The sequence below is a fragment of the Pseudomonas sp. Marseille-Q7302 genome, assembly GCF_965111925.1.
On sequence record NZ_CBCOPK010000001.1, the window covers coordinates 2,388,748 to 2,406,404 of the forward strand.

At 67.9% G+C, this 17,657-nt stretch carries 15 protein-coding genes; 10 read left to right on the plus strand and 5 right to left on the minus strand.

The genetic code is table 11. The annotated features are described in order from the left end of the window. Positions 1-6 precede the first annotated feature (6 nt). From ACWPW1_RS11240 to argE, 9 genes are all read left to right on the plus strand, one after another. Positions 7-1,299, plus strand: a complete 1,293-nt coding sequence (locus ACWPW1_RS11240) for an NAD(P)/FAD-dependent oxidoreductase (RefSeq protein WP_271654766.1) — start codon at positions 7-9, stop codon at positions 1,297-1,299. Between the two features lie 603 nt (positions 1,300-1,902). Beyond that, positions 1,903-3,540 carry an ABC transporter substrate-binding protein gene (locus ACWPW1_RS11245; RefSeq protein ID WP_454252931.1) on the plus strand — a complete coding sequence of 546 codons (1,638 nt, stop codon included), beginning with the start codon at positions 1,903-1,905 and terminating at the stop codon, positions 3,538-3,540. A gap of 73 nt (positions 3,541-3,613) precedes the next feature. Then, positions 3,614-4,570: an ABC transporter permease gene (locus tag ACWPW1_RS11250; protein WP_059314804.1), complete on the plus strand. Its 957-nt coding sequence runs from the start codon at positions 3,614-3,616 to the stop codon at positions 4,568-4,570. Continuing rightward, on the plus strand, positions 4,567-5,469 hold the full coding sequence (locus tag ACWPW1_RS11255) for an ABC transporter permease (protein WP_454252932.1): 903 nt from the start codon (positions 4,567-4,569) through the stop codon (positions 5,467-5,469). Before ACWPW1_RS11250 ends, ACWPW1_RS11255 begins: the two co-directional genes overlap by 4 nt. Position 5,470: 1 nt before the next feature. Further along, positions 5,471-7,315 (plus strand): ABC transporter ATP-binding protein, encoded by a 1,845-nt coding sequence (locus ACWPW1_RS11260; RefSeq protein WP_313648129.1) that lies wholly within the window; start codon positions 5,471-5,473, stop codon positions 7,313-7,315. Further along, entirely contained in the window at positions 7,312-7,617 is a 306-nt protein-coding gene (locus tag ACWPW1_RS11265; protein WP_059314807.1) for a (2Fe-2S)-binding protein, read from the plus strand. The genes ACWPW1_RS11260 and ACWPW1_RS11265 overlap by 4 nt, the downstream gene beginning before the upstream one ends. Next, positions 7,602-9,017 carry an FAD-dependent oxidoreductase gene (locus tag ACWPW1_RS11270; protein WP_454252933.1) on the plus strand — a complete coding sequence of 472 codons (1,416 nt, stop codon included), beginning with the start codon at positions 7,602-7,604 and terminating at the stop codon, positions 9,015-9,017. Before ACWPW1_RS11265 ends, ACWPW1_RS11270 begins: the two co-directional genes overlap by 16 nt. Next, complete coding sequence (locus ACWPW1_RS11275; protein WP_454252934.1) at positions 9,014-10,174, plus strand: NAD(P)/FAD-dependent oxidoreductase; 1,161 nt, start codon at positions 9,014-9,016, stop codon at positions 10,172-10,174. Before ACWPW1_RS11270 ends, ACWPW1_RS11275 begins: the two co-directional genes overlap by 4 nt. Further along, positions 10,171-11,322, plus strand: a complete 1,152-nt coding sequence (argE, locus tag ACWPW1_RS11280) for an acetylornithine deacetylase (RefSeq protein WP_454252935.1) — start codon at positions 10,171-10,173, stop codon at positions 11,320-11,322. Before ACWPW1_RS11275 ends, argE begins: the two co-directional genes overlap by 4 nt. Before the next feature lie 18 nt (positions 11,323-11,340). Here the strand turns inward: argE and ACWPW1_RS11285 are convergent, their stop codons facing one another. Next, positions 11,341-12,267, minus strand: a complete 927-nt coding sequence (locus ACWPW1_RS11285; protein ID WP_454252936.1) for a 2-hydroxyacid dehydrogenase — start codon at positions 12,265-12,267, stop codon at positions 11,341-11,343. A 231-nt stretch (positions 12,268-12,498) separates the two neighbouring features. Here ACWPW1_RS11285 and ACWPW1_RS11290 point away from each other — a divergent pair, with 231 nt between their 5' ends. Next, positions 12,499-13,212, plus strand: a complete 714-nt coding sequence (locus tag ACWPW1_RS11290; RefSeq protein WP_454252937.1) for a cupin domain-containing protein — start codon at positions 12,499-12,501, stop codon at positions 13,210-13,212. Positions 13,213-13,265: 53 nt separating this feature from the next. Here ACWPW1_RS11290 and ACWPW1_RS11295 read toward each other — a convergent pair whose 3' ends face one another. From ACWPW1_RS11295 to ACWPW1_RS11310, 4 genes are all read right to left on the minus strand, one after another. After that, positions 13,266-13,757 (minus strand): Lrp/AsnC family transcriptional regulator, encoded by a 492-nt coding sequence (locus tag ACWPW1_RS11295; RefSeq protein ID WP_007161776.1) that lies wholly within the window; start codon positions 13,755-13,757, stop codon positions 13,266-13,268. Between the two features lie 29 nt (positions 13,758-13,786). Continuing rightward, a complete protein-coding gene (locus tag ACWPW1_RS11300; protein ID WP_454252938.1) occupies positions 13,787-14,476 on the minus strand; it encodes a hypothetical protein in 690 nt (229 codons plus the stop codon). Between the two features lie 196 nt (positions 14,477-14,672). Beyond that, entirely contained in the window at positions 14,673-15,962 is a 1,290-nt protein-coding gene (gabT, locus tag ACWPW1_RS11305; protein WP_454252939.1) for a 4-aminobutyrate--2-oxoglutarate transaminase, read from the minus strand. 143 nt (positions 15,963-16,105) lie between these two features. Next, complete coding sequence (locus ACWPW1_RS11310; protein ID WP_313648136.1) at positions 16,106-17,569, minus strand: NAD-dependent succinate-semialdehyde dehydrogenase; 1,464 nt, start codon at positions 17,567-17,569, stop codon at positions 16,106-16,108. Positions 17,570-17,657 lie beyond the last annotated feature (88 nt).

The window sequence follows — 17,657 nt, forward strand, 5'->3', positions numbered from 1 at the left end:
CTGCCCATGAGTCTTGGCCCTGCATCGTCCGATTCCTACTGGCTCGCGACCGCGCCGGGCTTTACCGGGGCCACCCCGGGGCCGGTGGCGGGCGAGGTGGATGTCGTCGTCATCGGCGGCGGCTTCACCGGGCTCTCGGCCGCGGTGGCCCTGCGCCGGCGCGGTGCCAGCGTGGCCGTGCTGGAGGCCGGACGGGTGATCGGCGAAGCCTCCGGGCGCAACGGGGGACACTGCAACACCGGTGTCGCCCAGGATTACGCGGCCCTGCATGCCAGCCTGGGTGCAGAGCGCGCGCGGGCCTTCTACCAGGCTTATGCCGATGCGGTGGCCAGCGTGGAGGCGGTGATCGCCGAGGAGGGTATCGGCTGCGATTTCCACAAAGCCGGCAAGCTCAAGTTGGCGGCCAAGCCGCAGCACTATGACAATCTGGCGCGTACCTGCGAGCTGATCCGCCAGGAGGTGGACCCGGACGTGGAGCTGCTCAGCGCCGCCCAGGTGCGCGTCGAGGTGGCCTCCGACGGCTTCCACGGGGGACTCCTGCAGCGTAACGGCGCCCAGATGCATATGGGGCGCTTCGGCGTGGGGCTGGCGGAGGCGGCGGTCCGGCGTGGCGCCCAGGTGTACGAAGGCGCGGCAGTCAGTGATCTGCAGCGGCTGCCCGATGGCAGCTTTCGCGTGTTCAGCGCCAAGGGCGAGCTGCGCGCCCGTCAGGTACTGGTGGCCACCGGCAATGCGCGGGTTGGTCCCTTCCAGTGGTTTCGCCGACGCATCGCCTCGGTGGGCAGCTTCATCATCGCCACCGCGCCGCTGCCCAGGGCGCAGCTGGACGAGCTCTTGCCCAATCGTCGGACCTATGTGACCAGCCGCATCATCGGCAACTACTTTCGTACCACCCCGGATCACCGTCTCATCTTTGGGGGAAGGGCGCGCTTCGCGCTGTCCGATCCACGCCAGGACGCCAAGAGTGGCGCCGTGCTGCGCGCTGCCCTGGGGCAGCTGTTTCCCAGCCTGGCCCAGGCGCCCATCGACTATTGCTGGGGCGGGCTGGTGGACATGACCGCCGACCGCCTGCCGCGTGCCGGCGAGCAGGACGGCCTGTTCTATGCCATGGGCTATAGCGGTCACGGCGTGCAGATGGCGGTACACATGGGCCGGGTGATGGCCGAGGTGCTGGAAGGCCGCAGCCAGGCCAACCCCTGGCGGGTGCTGGACTGGCCGGCCATTCCTGGCCACTTCGGCAAGCCCTGGTTCCTGCCCCTGGTGGGGTTGTACTACCGGGTCCAAGATCGCCTGCACTAGGTTCTGTACGAAAAGTGCCTGCGCTCGGTGATGCTTCGTTGAAAAAGGCTTCGGAATGCTCATTTACCGCTCGTAAACTCCGCTTCCTCAGCCTTTTTCGCCTCGCCTGACCTTCGCTCGTCGACTTTTCGTACAGAACCTAGATCCTGAGCAACGAACCGCCCGCCCGGACCCTGCCAATCGCAGTGTCCGGGCGGGCGGTTTTGTCGTTTCTGCAGGTCAACGGGCACCCTGGCATTTTCTTCTGTGTCTGGCTGGCGCGCGGCGTGGAAACTGCCGCGAGAGCCGGCCGTTCGCAGAGGGACGCGCCCTGTGCCTGGTCGGAAACGGCACCCCGCTGGCCAGCCAGACGTCCTGGCGGCGCGCCAAACCCGGGCATGGGCGGCCCCGCTGCGCTGTGGCGACGCACACCGCAAACAATGCTGAGCGGCTTGGCCAAAACGGTCTTTTCTGTCTCGTCGCCCACCCAATTCGACGGTATTCGACGAGGGGCCGGTGCTGTAATGAACCAGGCCGTGCGACACGGCGGCCACGAGGACAGCGCCGCGCGCCCGGGGAGGGGCACGCGGCCCTGGTGACAGAGCCCCCAACGAGCGAGCCGACATGACCGAGAAAAAGACTGGAAGTCCCCTGATAGGTGCTGCTGAAAGCGTGCGTGCCTTCGAGGCCCTGCATAGGGGTGTCTCGCGGCGCGATGCGCTCCGCCTGCTGGGCGCCGCCGGACTGCTGGCGAGTGGCGTGGGCAGTCTGATCGGCCGCGATGGCCAGGTGTTCGCGGCCGAGGACGCGGTCAGTGGCACCCCGCGCCGGGGCGGTCGGGTACGCGCCGCGGCGGCGGGTTCGTCCACCGCCGATACCCTCGATCCGGCCCGTGGCGCCTTTTCCGGTGACTACACCCGCCAGTATTTCTTCTATAACGGTCTCACGGTGTTCGACAGCCATCTCGAGCCCCAGATGGCCCTGGCCACCAGCCTGGAAAGCGCGGACGCCCTGACCTGGACGGTCAAGCTGCGCCAGGGCGTGCAATTCCACAACGGCAAGACCTTCGACAGCGCCGATGTCGTCTACTCGCTGCTGCGCCACAAGGATCCGGCGGTAGGCTCCAAGGTCAAGGCCCTGGCCGATCAATTCGCCGAGATCACCGCGGTCGCGCCCGATGAAGTACGGATCCGCCTGGTGTCGCCGAACTCCGAGCTGCCGGCGGTGCTGGCGATCTCGCCCTTCCTGATCATCGCCGATGGCACCAAGGACTTCTCCACCGCCAACGGCACCGGACCCTTCAAGGTCAAGGAGTTCAAGCCGGGCGTGCGCACCGTGGGCGTGCGCAACGAAAACTACTGGAATTCCGGCAAGCCCTATCTGGACGAGATCGAGCTGATCGGCATCGGCGACGAACCCTCGCGGGTCAATGCGCTGCTGGCCGGTGACGTCCAGCTCACCGTCTCGGTGGATCCGCGCTCCGCCGAACGTCTCAAGCAGAGCGGCAAGCTCAAGGTGGTGGCCAACACCTCCGGCAGCTATACCGACCTGATCATGCGCATTCCCAACCGGCCCTTCGACGATCCCAACGTGGTGGAGGGCATGAAGCTGCTGTTCGACCGCGAGCAGATCCTCAAGTCGGTGTTCCTGGGCTACGGCACCATCGGCAACGACCAGCCGATCATGCCCGGCACTCCCTATCATGCCGCGGACCTGCCGCAGCGGCCCTACGATCCGGACAAGGCCAAGTTCCTCTTCCAGAAGGCCGGCATCGCCGGGGCGAAGCTGCCGCTGGTGACCTCCACCGCCGCCGACAACGCCAACGAGATGGCCCTGGTGCTGCAGCAGTCGGCGCGTCAGGCGGGGCTCAACCTGATGGTCAACCGGGTCAGCGCCGATGGCTACTGGAACAGCCACTGGATGAAGGACCCCCTGGGTTTCGGCAACATCAACGCCCGGCCTACCGCCAACATCCTGCTGTCGCAATTCTTCAAGTCCGATGCACCCTTCAACGAGTCGGGCTGGAAAAACGAGCAGTTCGACCAGTTGCTGGTGGCCTCCCGCGGCGAAACCGACTTGGCCAAGCGCAAGCAGATGTACGCTGACATGCAGCTGTTGATCCACCAGCACTGCGGCATCGGCCTGCCCATCTTCACCAGTTCCATCGATGCCCATTCGCCCAAGCTCGGCGGTTACGGAATCATCCCCATCGGCGGCTTCATGGGCTACATGTTCGCCGAACACGTCTGGCTGGAGGCCTGACGCCCGGTGCCTGACGGCGCGTGCGGTCCGCCGTGACCGCGCTCGCCGCTCCACGCTCAAGCAGGAGGTGGCTTTGGACCTTTCCGTGTTTTCCCTCATCACCCGGCGGGTCGGGGGCGGGTTGCTGACCCTGCTCATCGTCTCGCTGCTGGTGTTCTTCGTCTCGGCGCTGTTGCCGGGCGACGCCGCGCAGCAGGCTTTGGGCCAGTTCGCGCTGCCCGAGCAGGTGGCGGCGCTGCGCGCCCAGATGGGCCTCGACCAGCCAGCGCTGCTGCGCTACTTCCATTGGCTCGGCGGTCTGGCGCACGGTGATCTGGGCCAGTCCCTGGCCAGCCAAATGCCCATCACCACCATGATCGGCGACCGGCTCGGCGGTTCGCTGATGCTGGCCGGCGTGACGGCCCTGGTGTCGGTGCCCCTGGCGCTCGGGCTGGGCATCGTCTCGGCCATGAACGCCGGAGGCCGGTTGGACCGCGCGCTCAACGTCTTCACCCTGGGCATCGTCGCCGTGCCGGAATTTCTCGTGGCGACCCTGGCGGTACTGGTGTTTGCCGTCCATCTGCAATGGACTTCGGCGCTGACCTTCGCCCACGACATCGACGGCCCCCTGGACTTCCTGCGCGCCTACGCGTTGCCGGTGGGCACCCTGTGCTGCGTGATCGTGGCGCAGATGGCGCGCATGACCCGGGCGGCCCTGGTGGAGCAGCTGCAGAGTCCCTATGTGGAAATGGCCAGGCTCAAGGGTGTCGGCCCGGTGCGCGCCGTGTTGCGCCATGCCTTGCCCAATGCCGTGGGACCCATCGCCAACGCCGTGGCCCTGAGTCTCTCCTACCTCATGGGCGGGGTAGTGATCGTCGAGACCATCTTCAACTATCCAGGGATCGCCCAATTGATGGTGGACGGCGTCGCCAGTCGCGACCTGCCCCTGATCCAGGCCTGCGCCATGCTGTTCTGCTGCGCCTACCTGGTCCTCATGACCCTGGCGGATCTCTGCGCCATCCTGTCCAACCCGAGGCTGAGAACGCTATGACCCGACCCGTGACTTCCGTACGAGGCGCGTCCATCGTGCCGGTGGATGGCAAGACGCTCGACACCCAGCTGTCGCCGCCCCGCACCCGTCGCCGCGCGCGCTGGTCCCTGACCGGACTCCTCGGTGGCATCCTGGTGGTCTTCTGGCTGTTCATCGCGGCCTTCGGCGTCTGGCTGGCGCCCTATGACCCGGGCGCCCTGGGTGACAGCGCGATACTCGCGAGCTACAGCGCCGCCCATCCCCTGGGCACCGATTACCTGGGCCGCGACGTGCTCAGCCGCATCCTCGATGGTGCCCGCTTTACCGTGGGCCTGGCGCTGGCGGCGGCGATGCTGGCCTGCGTGCTGGGGACCGGGCTCGGCCTCCTGGCGGCGTTGTCCGGGCGCTGGGTGGATGAGCCGCTGTCGCGGCTGGTCGATGCGCTGATCTCGCTGCCGAGCAAGATGCTGGCGCTGGTCATGGTGTCGGCCTTCGGCTCGTCGGTGCCGCTACTGATCGTCATGGCGGTAGTGGGCTACGCACCGGGCTGCTATCGCATCTCGCGCAGTCTGGCGATGAATCTGACCGAGATGGAGTATGTCCAGGTCGCCCGCACCCGCGGCGAGGGCCGGCTGTACATTGCCCTGATGGAGCTCCTGCCCAACATGCGCCTGCCGCTGCTCACTGACCTGGGCCTGAGATTCGTCTACATCGTGCTGCTGCTCAGCGGCATGAGCTTTCTCGGCCTCGGCGTGCAACCGCCCAATGCCGACCTGGGCTCCCTGGTGCGGGAAAACATCGGTGGCCTGGCCGACGGCGCCCCAGCGGTGCTGATGCCGGCGCTGGCCATCGGCACCCTGACCGTGGGCGTCAACCTGCTCATCGACCGGTTCGGCGCCCGACGTCGGGGAGGGCGCTGAGATGGTGCTCCTGGTAGAGGTCAAGGACCTGCGCGTGGTCGCGGAGAACGAGGACGGCAGCGAAACCCCCATCGTCAAGGACGTCGGCTTCAGCCTGGCCAAGGGCGAGGTGCTGGCGCTGATCGGCGAATCCGGGTCGGGCAAGACCACCATTGCCCTCTCGATGCTCGGCTATGCCCGGGCGGGATGCCGGTTGGCCGGCGGCTCGATCCGGGTGGGCGACACCCAGGTGCTGGAGCTGGACGCCGGCGGCCTGCGCCACCTGCGTGGCCGCACCGTGGCCTATATCGCCCAGAGCGCGGCAGCGGCCTTCAATCCGTCACGACGGCTGATGGCGCAGATCATCGAAAGCGCCTTGATTCACGGCGTGCTGACCCGGCAGGAGGCCGAGGCGCGCGCCCTGCAACTGTTCAAGGAACTGGCGCTGCCGGATCCGGAGCATATCGGCGAGCGCTACCCGCACCAGGTCTCGGGCGGTCAGTTGCAGCGGCTGATGGCGGCCATGGCGCTGATCACCGATCCGACCCTGGTGATCCTCGACGAACCCACCACGGCGCTGGACGTGACCACCCAGATCGAGGTGCTGCGGGTGTTCAAGCAGGTGGTCCGCGAGCGTGGCGTGACCGCCATCTACGTCTCCCACGACCTGGCCGTGGTGGCCCAGATGGCCGACCGCATCCTGGTGCTCAACGGCGGCGAGGTCTATGAGAATCGCCGCACCGAGCGGCTGCTCGCCAGCGCCCGCCATCCCTATACCCGCAGCCTGCTGGCCGCGGCCCAGCCGGAACCCCTGGCGGAACGTGGCCTGCCGACCATCGACAGCCAGGCGCCGGTGCTAGAGATCAAGGACCTGGTGGCCGGCTATGGCCCCATCGGCGCCGACGACCTGCCGCGTTATCGGGTGCTGGAGGGTATCGATCTGCGTATCGGCGCCGGCCAGGCGCTGGGGGTCATCGGCGAATCCGGCTCCGGCAAGTCGACCCTGGCGCGGGTCATCGCCGGCTTGCTGCCGCCGGCCCAGGGCAGCGTGCGCCTAGGTGGCGAACTCCTGCCACCGGGCCTGGAAGGACGCACCCGCGAGCAGTTCCGCCGGGTGCAGCTGGTCTACCAGAATGCCGACACGGCGCTCAATCCGGCCCATAGCGTGGAGCGCATCCTCACGCGTCCACTGGAGACCTATCACGCCTTCGACAAGGCTACCCGTCAGCGCAAGGTTCGCGAATTGCTCGACCGGGTGCAGCTGCCGGCCAGTCTGGCCAGCCGGCGACCGGGCGAGCTGTCCGGCGGCCAGAAGCAGCGGGTCAACCTGGCACGCGCCCTGGCCGCCGAACCCGAGCTGATCCTCTGTGACGAGGTGACCTCGGCGCTGGATACCGTGGTCGGCGCGGCCATTCTCGACCTGCTCGCCGAACTGCGCCGCGAACTGGGGCTGGCCTATCTGTTCATCAGCCACGACATCTCCACGGTGCGCAGCCTTTGCGACGAGGTGCTGGTGCTCTATTCCGGGCAGCCCGTGGAACTCGGCACCCCCGCCACACTGCAGCACCCGCCGCTGCACCCCTACACCGAATTGCTCACTGCCTCGGTGCCCGCGCTGCGCCAGGGCTGGCTGGAAGAACAACCGGTCCGCACGCTGCTGCCCCTGGCCTCGTCGGCTCCGGCCAGCGGACGCCTCTGCAGCTTCCTGCAGCGTTGCCCGGTACGGCTGGAAGGGCGCTGCGACCGGGTGCCGCCACGACCCCAGACGCTGGCCGGCGGCAACCGCATCCTCTGTCACCATGATGGCGAGACCCTGCAACGTCTGCAGGGTGGCGCCGTGCTGCATTCCCAAGGAGTTCGCGCATGACTTCCCGCTTCCAGCGACTCGCCGAAACCGGCCGGCCGCAGGTCAGTCTCACCGTCGATGGCCTGCCGGTCACGGCACTGGCCGGCGATACCCTGATGGTCGCCTTGCTCGCCAACGGCCCGGCGCTGCGGCGTTCCGAATTCGGTGACGAGCGCCGTGCCGGCTTCTGCCTGATGGGCGCCTGTCAGGATTGCTGGGTGTGGACCGCCGAGGGCGAGCGCCTGCGTGCCTGCGGCACCGAGGTCCGCGAAGGACTGCAGATCCTCACCGCGCAACCGGAGGCCATATGGAATCTGGCCTAGCCCAACCGGGCAAGAGCACTCCCCGGGTGGTCATCGTCGGCGCCGGTCCGGCCGGTGTGCGGTGCGCCGAGACCCTGCTGGCCGCCGGTATCACCCCGGTGGTGATCGACGAGAATCGGCGCGACGGCGGTCAGATCTATCGTCGCCAGCCCGAGGGCTTCCAGCGGGCCTATGCCACCCTCTATGGCAGCGAGGCGGCCAAGGCCGAGGACCTGCACCGCACCTTCGACGGCCTGCGCGGACGCCTCGATTACCGCCCCGACACCCTGGCCTGGCATCTGCACGAGCGCACCCTCTACACGGTGCAGGGCAATCGCCAGCGAACCCTGGACTTCGACGCCCTGGTGCTCTGTACCGGCGCGAGCGACCGCCTGCTGCCGGTACCGGGCTGGAACCTGGCCGGCACCTATACCCTGGGCGGCGCCCAGATCGCCCTCAAGGCCCAGGCGGTGTCCATCGGCCGGCGGGTGATCTTCGTGGGTAGCGGTCCCTTGCTCTATCTGGTCGCCAGCCAGTATCAGCAGGCCGGGGCCACGGTGGCGGCGGTGCTCGATACCGCGCCCCTGCGCCTGCGCGCCCTTGCCACCCCCAAGCTGCTGGCCCGCCCGGGTGTGGCCTGGAAGGGCGTGCAGCTCATGGCCTCGCTCAAGCGCGCCGGGGTGCCCTTGCACCTGGGCGTCACCCCGCTGGAGATCCTGGGCGATGCCGAGCAGGGCGTGCGTGGCGTGGCCTTCGCCGATGCCCGCGGACTGCGTCAGGAGGTGGCCGGCGACGCCGTGGGGCTGGGCTACCACCTGCGTCCGGAAACCCAGCTGGCCGACCTGGCCCGCTGCGCCTTCGAGTTCGAGCGGGCCACTGGCCAATGGGTGCTGCAACTGGATGGGGAGGGGCGAACCTCCACTTCGGGCGTCTATGCCGCGGGCGATGGCGCCCGGGTGCGCGGCGCCGACGGGGCCGAGCTGGCCGGCCGACTGGCCGCCTGCGCGGTGCTGGCGGACCTCCAGTTGACGCTGCCCACGGGGCTCGCCGAGCGCTGCCGCGAGGACCTGGCGGTGCAGGAGCGCTTTCGCCTGGGCCTCGCGGAAGCCTTTCCCTGGCCGGCCAGGCAGATGGCGAGCCTGCCGGACACGGCGGTGGTCTGCCGCTGCGAAGGCATCACCGCCGGCGAGTTGCGCGCCGTGGTTCGTGAGAAGGGCGCTCGCGAGGCCAATCGCGCCAAGGCCTTCAGCCGCGTCGGCATGGGTCGCTGCCAGGGTCGCTATTGCGCCCAGGCCGGTGCGGAGATCATCGCCGCCGAATCCGGGGTGCCGGTCGAGACCGTCGGCCGCCTGCGTGGCCAGGCGCCGGTCCGGCCATTGCCGCTGGGGATCATTACCAGCGAAGAGGAGGTTTCATCATGAGCCAGAATGCCGCCAACCAGGCCGACGTCATCATCGTCGGCGCCGGCATCATGGGCAGCGCCAGCGCCTTTTTCCTACGTCGCCGGGGCTTGTCGGTGCTCCTGCTGGAGCGTGATCAGGTCGGGCGCTTCGCCAGTGGCACCAATTTCGGCAATGTCCGCCGTCAGGGGCGCTACCTGAGTCAGGTAGCGCTCGCCACGCGCTCGCGGGGGGTCTGGGGTCGGCTACCGGAGCTTATCGGAGATGATCTGGAGTTCATTCCAGGCGGTCATCTGCGGGTGGTCTACGATCCGTCGCGCATCGCCATGCTGCACGAGTATGCACAGGCGCCGGAGACCGCCGCCCTGGAACTTCAGGTGCTCGAAGGCGCGGCGCTGCACGATAAATTCCCTTACCTGGGGCCCGAGGTGGTGGCAGGTTCCTATGCGCCCCACGATGGCCATGCCAATCCGCGCCTGGCCGCCCCGGCGTTCGCTCGCGCTGCGGTGCGCGAAGGCGTCAATCTCCAGGAAGGGGTCGAGATCACCCAGGTCACCAAGCCGGACGGTGACTTCCTGGTGCAGGCCGCCGATGGCCGCCGTTATCAGGCGCCACGGCTGCTGATCACCGCCGGTGCCTGGGGCAGCCGGCTGTCGAGCCAGTTCGGCGAGCCGGTGCCCATCGAGACCCATGGCCCGCAAATGGGGGTCACCGAGCCCTTGCCCTATGTCTTCAGGGAGGCGGTGGGCGTGTCTTCGCCGCTGGTGAGCGAGACCATCTACTTCCGCCAGATCCCGCGGGGCAACGTGATCTTCGGCGGCTGCTTCCGCACCCGGCCGGATCTGGACACCCGTCTGGCCCGCGCCGAACCCCACGGCCTGCTCAATCAGCTCACTCAGCTGCGCCGCCTGGCGCCGGCCCTGGGGCGGGTCAACGTGATCCGTACCTGGAGCGGGGTCGAGGGCTACATCGCTGACGACCTGCCGATCATGGGCCCCAGCAGCCAGGTCGAGGGCCTCTACTACGCCTTCGGCTTCTGTGGCGCCGGCTTCCAGCTCGGCCCGGGGGTAGGGGACACCATGGCCGAGCTGATCGCCACCGGCCGTACCGACACCCCCCTGGCGGCCTTCGATGTGGCCCGTTTCGCGCAACCGCGCCAGGAGAGCCTTGCCGGATGAACAGCCAGGATCTGCTGCGCACCCTGATCGGCTTCCCCACCGTTTCCGCCGACTCCAACCTGGCGCTGATCAGGCATGTGCAGGGGCTGCTGGAAGCGGCCGATATCGCCTGCCGGCTGGTGCTGGACGAGAGCGGCCGCAAGGCCAATCTCTACGCCAGCGTGGGGCCTGCCGACATACCCGGGGTGCTGTTGTCCGGGCATACCGATGTGGTGCCGGTGGAAGGCCAGGCCTGGACCCTGCCACCCTTCGCCGGCACCCTGCAAGACGGTCGGATCTACGGGCGCGGCGCCTGCGACATGAAGGGTTTCGTCGCCTGCGCGGTGGTCGCCCTGCTGGATGCCGCTCGTGGTGAACCGCTGAAACGACCCCTGCAGTTGGCGCTCTCCCACGACGAGGAGATCGGCTGCGTCGGCGTACGGCGACTGCTGGAGGTGCTGGAACTGGCACCCGTGCGGCCTTTCCTCTGCATCGTCGGCGAACCCACCCAATTGCAGGTCGCCCTTGGCCACAAGGGCAAGGCGGCGCTGCGGGCTCACTGCCATGGCCAGGAAGGGCACTCTTCGCGAGCCCCGCAGCACGTCAACGCCATCCACCTGGCCAGCGATCTGGTCACGGCCCTGCGCACCAGCCAGCGGCGCCTGGCGGAAGAGGGCGCCCGTGACGCGGCCTACGACATTCCCTACACCACCTTGCATGTCGGCCGGATCGACGGCGGTAAGGCGCTGAACATCGTGCCCAATCTCTGCACCCTGGATTTCGAGATCCGCCACCTGCCGGTGGACGATCCCGCGAGCCTGGTGGCCACGCTGCAGGACACGGCGGACGCCCTGGTCGCCCAGGCGCGGCAGCTGTCGCCAAAGGCCGCCATCGAGATCGAGACGGTCAACGCCTATCCCGGACTGGATACCCATCCCAGCGTCGAGGCCGTGCGCTTCCTGCAGACCCTGGTCGAGCCGGGGACGGCGCAGCTCAAGGTGGCCTTCGGCACCGAGGGCGGCCTCTTCGCCAATCGTCTGGATACCCCGGTGGTGGTCTGCGGGCCTGGCAGCATCGAACAGGCGCACAAGCCCGATGAATACGTCGAGATCAGCCAGCTGGAAGCCTGCGATGCCCTGCTCGGACGGTTGCGAGTGGCCTTGGGTTAAGGCCACCCCGAGCCTCGGCTAATACCCCCGCTGCCGATCGACCAGCCCACGCATCGGCTCGCCGCGCTGGTGGCGGCGGATGTTCTCCAGCAAGACCGTGAAGGCCGTTTCCGGCACCGTCATGGCGCCCACGTGGGGTGTCAGCCAGATGCGCGGGTGCTGCCAGAAGGGATGGTCGGCCGCGGGCGGTTCCGGCTCCACCACATCCAGCACCGCCTGGCTCAGCTGACCGCTGTCCAGCGCCGCCAGCAGATCGGCCTCCACCAGCTGGGCGCCACGCCCCAGGTTGATCAGGCTGGCGCCACGAGGCAGGGCGGCGAACAGTTCGGCATCGAGAATTCCACGCGTCTCCCGGGTCAGCGGCAGCAAACAGATGAGAATCTCGCAGTCGGCAAGAAAGGCAGGCAGCTGCTCGGCGCCGGCATGACAGCGTACCCCTGGCAGCTCATGGGGCGATCGTGACCAACCCGACAGCGCGAAGCCAAAGCTCGTCAGGCGCTCCAGCACCGCCTGGCCGATCTGGCCAAGGCCAAGCACCCCAACGCGTCTGTTCTCCGCTGTCACCAAGGCATGTTCCTGCCAGCGCCCCGCACCTTGCTGGTCGAGGTAGCGCGGCAGCTGGCGATGCAGGGCCAGCACCATGAGCGTCGCGTACTCCACCATGCCGGCGACAATGCCGGGATCGAGCATGCGCACCACCGGCAGGTCGGCAGGCAGCAGGCTCAGGTCGAACTGATCGACCCCTGCCGAGGTGGCGAACAACACCTCCAGGTTGGGAAAGCGGCTGGCGAGGTCTTCTGGTGGTTGCCAGCAGGCCAGGTAGCGGACCTCGTCGGCGTTGCCCACCTCCGGCCACTGGCGAAATTCGATATCGGGCGCGCGTTCCTGGAACAGGCGGCGCCAGGCCTGGCCGCGTTCGGGATCGGCCTTGTAGAGCAGCGTCATGGGAAGGTCTCCGGCAAAGCTCAAGGATGGCGCAAGGGGGCGGTAGTTTGTCCTGAAATCCCAGGCGTCGCCGTCATGATCGGTGGTGCGGCGGAAACTGCGCCGCATCTGGGAAAAACGGCAGCTTCTGTGCTGCGTCGCGACGGAAACGCCATAACCCGGCCGTCTTGGCGGTCGATACTGACCCTGTCCGCGGCACGCCCGCCGCGCCTCTGGTCGTGAGGATTCGCCATGCCCCTGTTGCACTACTGCCAACCGCCCAATGACCGCCAGTTGCCGCGCGCGCTGCAACCCCTGCACGATGATCCCCTGGCCGCTGGCCGGGAACTGCACTTGCACGACGGCCGCCTGGGCTATGTCATGGGCAGCGCCACCAGCCACTCCGCCGATTGCCAGCTGGATGACTTTCCCTGGGTGGAAGTGAGCATTCTCGAAGCGGGCGAGTTGCAGCTGGAGTGGGCCGGTGGCGGCCTGCAGCTCAAGGCCGGCGATGCTTTCATCCTGCCGCGTGACCTGAGTTGCCGCTGGCGCCACAGTGGCGAGCTACGCCGCCTGTTCATGGCCTTTCCCGGCCGCGCCAGCGAAGGCCCGATGCCGTCGGCGCCATTACTGCTGGACCCGGCCGCCGTGCGTGAGCCTTCGCCGCCACCGGCCGCCAGCGTGCTGCTCAGCCCGGCGCCCACTGCCACGGGCTGCGATCTGTTCGAAAGCGGCGGCGGCGCCCTGCGGGTAGGAATGTGGGAATGCACCGGCTACGTGCGCAAGGCAGTGACCAATCCCCATTGCGAACTGATGCTGCTTTACGCCGGCTCGGTGACCCTGGCCGTCGAGGGTGAAGCGCCCTGCAGCATCAGGGCGGGCGAGGCGGTGCTGGTACCCGCGGAGACCCCCATGGCCTGGGACAGCCAGGAGACGGTGCGCAAGCTCTATTGCATCCTGCGCTAGGAACGGCGCGCTCCGGCAGCAGGGGTGCTGGCGGAGCGTCGAGGTGCGAAGTACTAGCCCGCCTTGATCAGACTGCGCAGCGGCAGGGCGTTCTTGACCACCGGCGACTTGATGACGATGTAGCTGAAGTACTTCTCGATGCCGACGTTGCGGTCGAGGATGGATTCCATCAGCTCCTGGTAGTGACCGATGCTGCTGCACATGAAGCGCAGCAGGTAGTCGTAGCCGCCGCTGATGAGATGGCATTCGAGGATCTCATCGACCCCGCGGATGAAGGACTCGAACTTCACGAAGTCGGCGCGCTTGTGGTCGGAGAGGGTGACTTCGGTGAACACCGTCACCGAGTTGGCGATCTTGGCGAGGTTGACGTGGGCCTCGTAGCCACTGATGTAGCCGGCCGCCTCCAGGCGCTTGACCCGCTGCAGGCAGGGGCTGGGAGAGAGGCCCACGGCTTCGGCGAGACTGACATTGGTCATCCGGCCATCCTTCTGCAGCTGCACCAGGATGTTGATGTCGATGCGATCCAGTTTTGTTGCGGCGTCCATCGTCGTTCCTCGCAATCGTGAACGGCAGGCTAGGCACGCAGGGCGGTCTGGTGGGCGTGTACCAGATCGGCGAGACTTGCGTACTCGCACCGCGTGCCATCCAGGGCCTGCCGCGAAAGGTTCCAGGGCCGCGAGCGATCACGGCGCAGGGTACACAGCGGAAAATCCACCAGGGGGTTCCAGGGATCGTCCGGTTCGCTGCCTCTTACCGGCAGCAAGTCCCCACGCACCAGGCCAAGTTCTTCCAGGGTGCCATCCAGCGCCAGGCGCAGATCGCCACCCCGGTTGGGTATGACGGCGGCGAACACCTCAGGCAACCGCGCCGTGATCGCTGCCGCCTCGCCGTCATCGGGCGAGGCCAGCAACACCAATCGATAGAACTTGCTCAGGTACTGCAGCGCGCCCGGAGCATCCTCGAACACCGGCCAGCACGCCGTGGCGTTTCCAAAAGCCACGCTGGCATCCAGGTCTGCTTCCTGTTGCAACTCCTGCGCCAGTCGCTGGTGAATGCGCAGATGCAGACTGATCTGACTGGCAGTGGGTGCTGTCTGGCGCAGTTCGCGGGCCAGGCGGTGATAGCTGCCGAGCAGCCAGTCGGGATGGGTGCTCAGCCCCGCCTGCGCCACGAGGGGGCGCAGGGCTTCGAGGATGCCCCCTTCACGGTCGACGAGGGTGCCGTAGCAGGAAAAGCCTATGGCCTGGTAACGCGTGATTCTCATGGTCGGATTCCCCTTCGCCGCCACAGTGGGGCCGGGCGGCGTTACGTTCGACCTCAGAAGCCGCTCACGATCTGCTGCGCGTCGGCCAAACTTCGTTGAAAACGCCTTCGAAATGCTCATTTACCACTTGTAAACTGCGCTTTCTCAGGCCTTTTCGCCTTGTTTGGCTCTAGCTCGCGAGATCGTGAGCAACTTCTCAGGCACTGGCCTGGGCGAGGGCCTGGCCGAACATCTGCAAGGCTTCAGCCAGTTGTGCTTCTGTAGTGACCAGAGGCGCCAGGAAGCGGATGACGTTGCGCTCCACCCCGCACTTGATCACCAGCAATCCGGCCTGACGGGCGCCCTCGATTACTTGCTGAGCGAGGGCGGCGTCCGGGCTCCTGCCGTCCGCGCCGACCATCTCCACCGCCAGCATGAAGCCGCGGCCGCGGACCTCGCCGATACGCGGATGGCGGCGCTGCAGGTCGAGCAGACCGCTGCGCAGCTGTTCGCCCAGGGCGACCCCTCGGGCGACCAGGTCCTCCTCTTTAAAGATGTCCAGGACCGCCAGCGCTGCGGCGCAGGCCAGGGCGTTGCCGCCGTAGGTACCGCCCAAGCCGCCGGGCAGGGGCGCGTCCATGATGGCGGCGCGACCGACCACCCCGGAGAGCGGCAGGCCGCCGGCCAGGCTCTTGGCCACCGTCACCAGGTCGGGCTGGATGCCGGTCTGCTGGAAGGCGAAGAGGCTGCCGGTACGGCCGAAGCCGGTCTGGATCTCGTCAGCGATGAGGACGATACCGTGCTGGTCGCACAGCGCGCGCAACCCCTGGAGGAATTCCACCGGCGCCGGACGGAAGCCGCCGTCGCCCTGTACCGGTTCGATCAGGATGGCGGCCACCTGGTCGGGGGAGACCTGGGTGGCGAGCACTTCGCGCAGGCCGGCCAGGGCCTGCTGGGTGTCCACGCCGTGGAAGGGATCGGGGTAGGGCGCGTGATAGATGTCGCCGGGGAAGGGGCCGAAGTTCTGCTTGTAGGGCTGGGCGAAGCCGGTCAGGGTCACGCCCAGCAGCGTGCGGCCATGGAAGCCGCCGCGGAAGGCGATCACCCCCGGCCGCTTGGTATGGGCACGGGCGATCTTGATGGCGTTCTCCACCGCTTCGGCCCCGGAGGTCAGCAGCAGCGTCTTGTAGGCCTCCCCATTGCCGATCAGGGTGTTGAGGCGGCTGGCCAGTTCCAGGTAGGGCTCGTAGGCCATCACCTGGAAACTGGCGTGGGAGATCTCCCCGACCTGGCGGCGGACGGCCTCCACCACCCGCGGGTGATTGTGGCCGACGTTGAGCACGCCGATGCCGCCGACGAAATCGAGGTAGCGGCGACCATCCACGTCCCAGACTTCGCTGCCCTGGGCGCGGGCCACCACGACGGGGTGGGCGGTGATGATGCCGCGGGGAACGCCTTGTTCGCGATAACCCAACAGACGTTCGGTGGCTTTGGCAGCGGAATTCATGCAGCGATACTCCAGGCGGGGGCGAGAGTTCCAGCCTACGCAGGCCGTGGGGTCGGTAACGCTGAAGTTGCCGGCCCCCGCATCGCGATCGGCTGTTTTGATCAGGGGTGACAGCATTTTCGGTTGCTCGCCGCCGTGGGATTTCAGTCGAGCCCGCCCAGGTGCCAGGCCTTGACCTCCAGGTACTCGTCCAATCCCAGGTGCGAACCCTCGCGGCCCAGTCCCGACTGCTTCACGCCGCCGAAGGGGGCGACTTCCATCGACAGGGTGCCGGTGTTGAGCGCCACCATGCCGAAATCCAACTGTTCGCCCACCCGCCAGGCGCGGCGCAGATCCTGGGTGTAGTAGTAGGCGGCCAGGCCGTAGGGCGTGGCATTGGCCAGGGTCAGGGCCTCGGCCTCGTCGCGGAAGCGAAACAGCGGCGCCACCGGGCCGAAGGTCTCCTCGCTGGCCAGCAGCATGTCCGCCGTGGCGCCGGTCAGCACCGTGGGGGCGACGAACTGGTCGCGGCCGCCGGGCAGGCCACCGAACAGGGCCTTGGCGCCCTGGGTTAGGGCGTCGTCGACGTGGCGGGCCACCTTGTCCACCGCCTGGCGATTGATCAGCGGACCCAGCGTCACCCCGGCCTCCAGGCCGTTGCCCACCTTGAACTTGGCGACCTCGGCGGCCAGGCGCTCGGCGAAGCGATCATGGATGCCGTCCTGTACCAGGATGCGGTTGGCGCAGACGCAGGTCTGGCCAGCGTTGCGGAATTTGCTCTGCAACACCCCCGCGACGGCCAGGTCCAGGTCGGCATCGTCGAAGATGATGAAGGGGGCGTTGCCGCCCAGTTCCATGCTGGTGCGCTTCACCGTGGCCGCGCATTGCGCCAGCAGCAGCTGGCCGATGCGGGTGGAGCCGGTGAAGGACAGCTTGCGTACCGCCGGATTACGGGTCAGTTCGCCGCCGATGCCGGCGGGCATCCCGGTGAGCACATTGAATACGCCGGGCGGAAAGCCGGCGCGGTCGGCCAGTTCGGCGAGCGCCAGGGCCGAGAGCGGGGTGAGGTCCGAGGGCTTGATCACCACCGGGCAGCCGGCCGCGAGGGCCGGCGCGGCTTTGCGGGTGATCATGGCGTTGGGGAAGTTCCACGGGGTGATGGCAGCGGCGACGCCCACCGGCTGCCTGAGCACCAGCACACGGCGATCGCGCGCCGGGGCGGGCAGGATATCGCCATAGGCGCGCCGGGCTTCTTCGGCGAACCATTTGACAAAGCTGGCGCCATAGGCGATCTCGCCACGGGCCTCGCCCAACGGCTTGCCCTGTTCCAGGGTCATCAGCAGGGCCAGATCGTTCTGGTGTTCCAGCATCAGGGCGTACCAGCGCTCCAGCAACGCCGCGCGCTCGGCCGCCGGACGCTCGCGCCAGGCTGGCCAGGCCGCTTCCGCCGCGGCGATGGCCCGGGCGGTTTCCGCAGCCTCCAGGGCCGCTACCTGGGCGATGGTCTCGCCGGTGGCAGGGTTTTCCACGGCGAAGGTGGCGCCGTTGTCGGCGGTTATCCAGTGGCCGTCGACATAGGCGGATTCCTTGAACAGGCGGGGGTCTTGAAGATCGAGGTGCAGCGGCATGGTGGCGCTCCCAATGGCAGGTCAGGCCCTGAGTCTAGGGAGCGGCGGCGGCGGCGGATGCCGAATTGGCCCCATGCGAGCGGCGGGA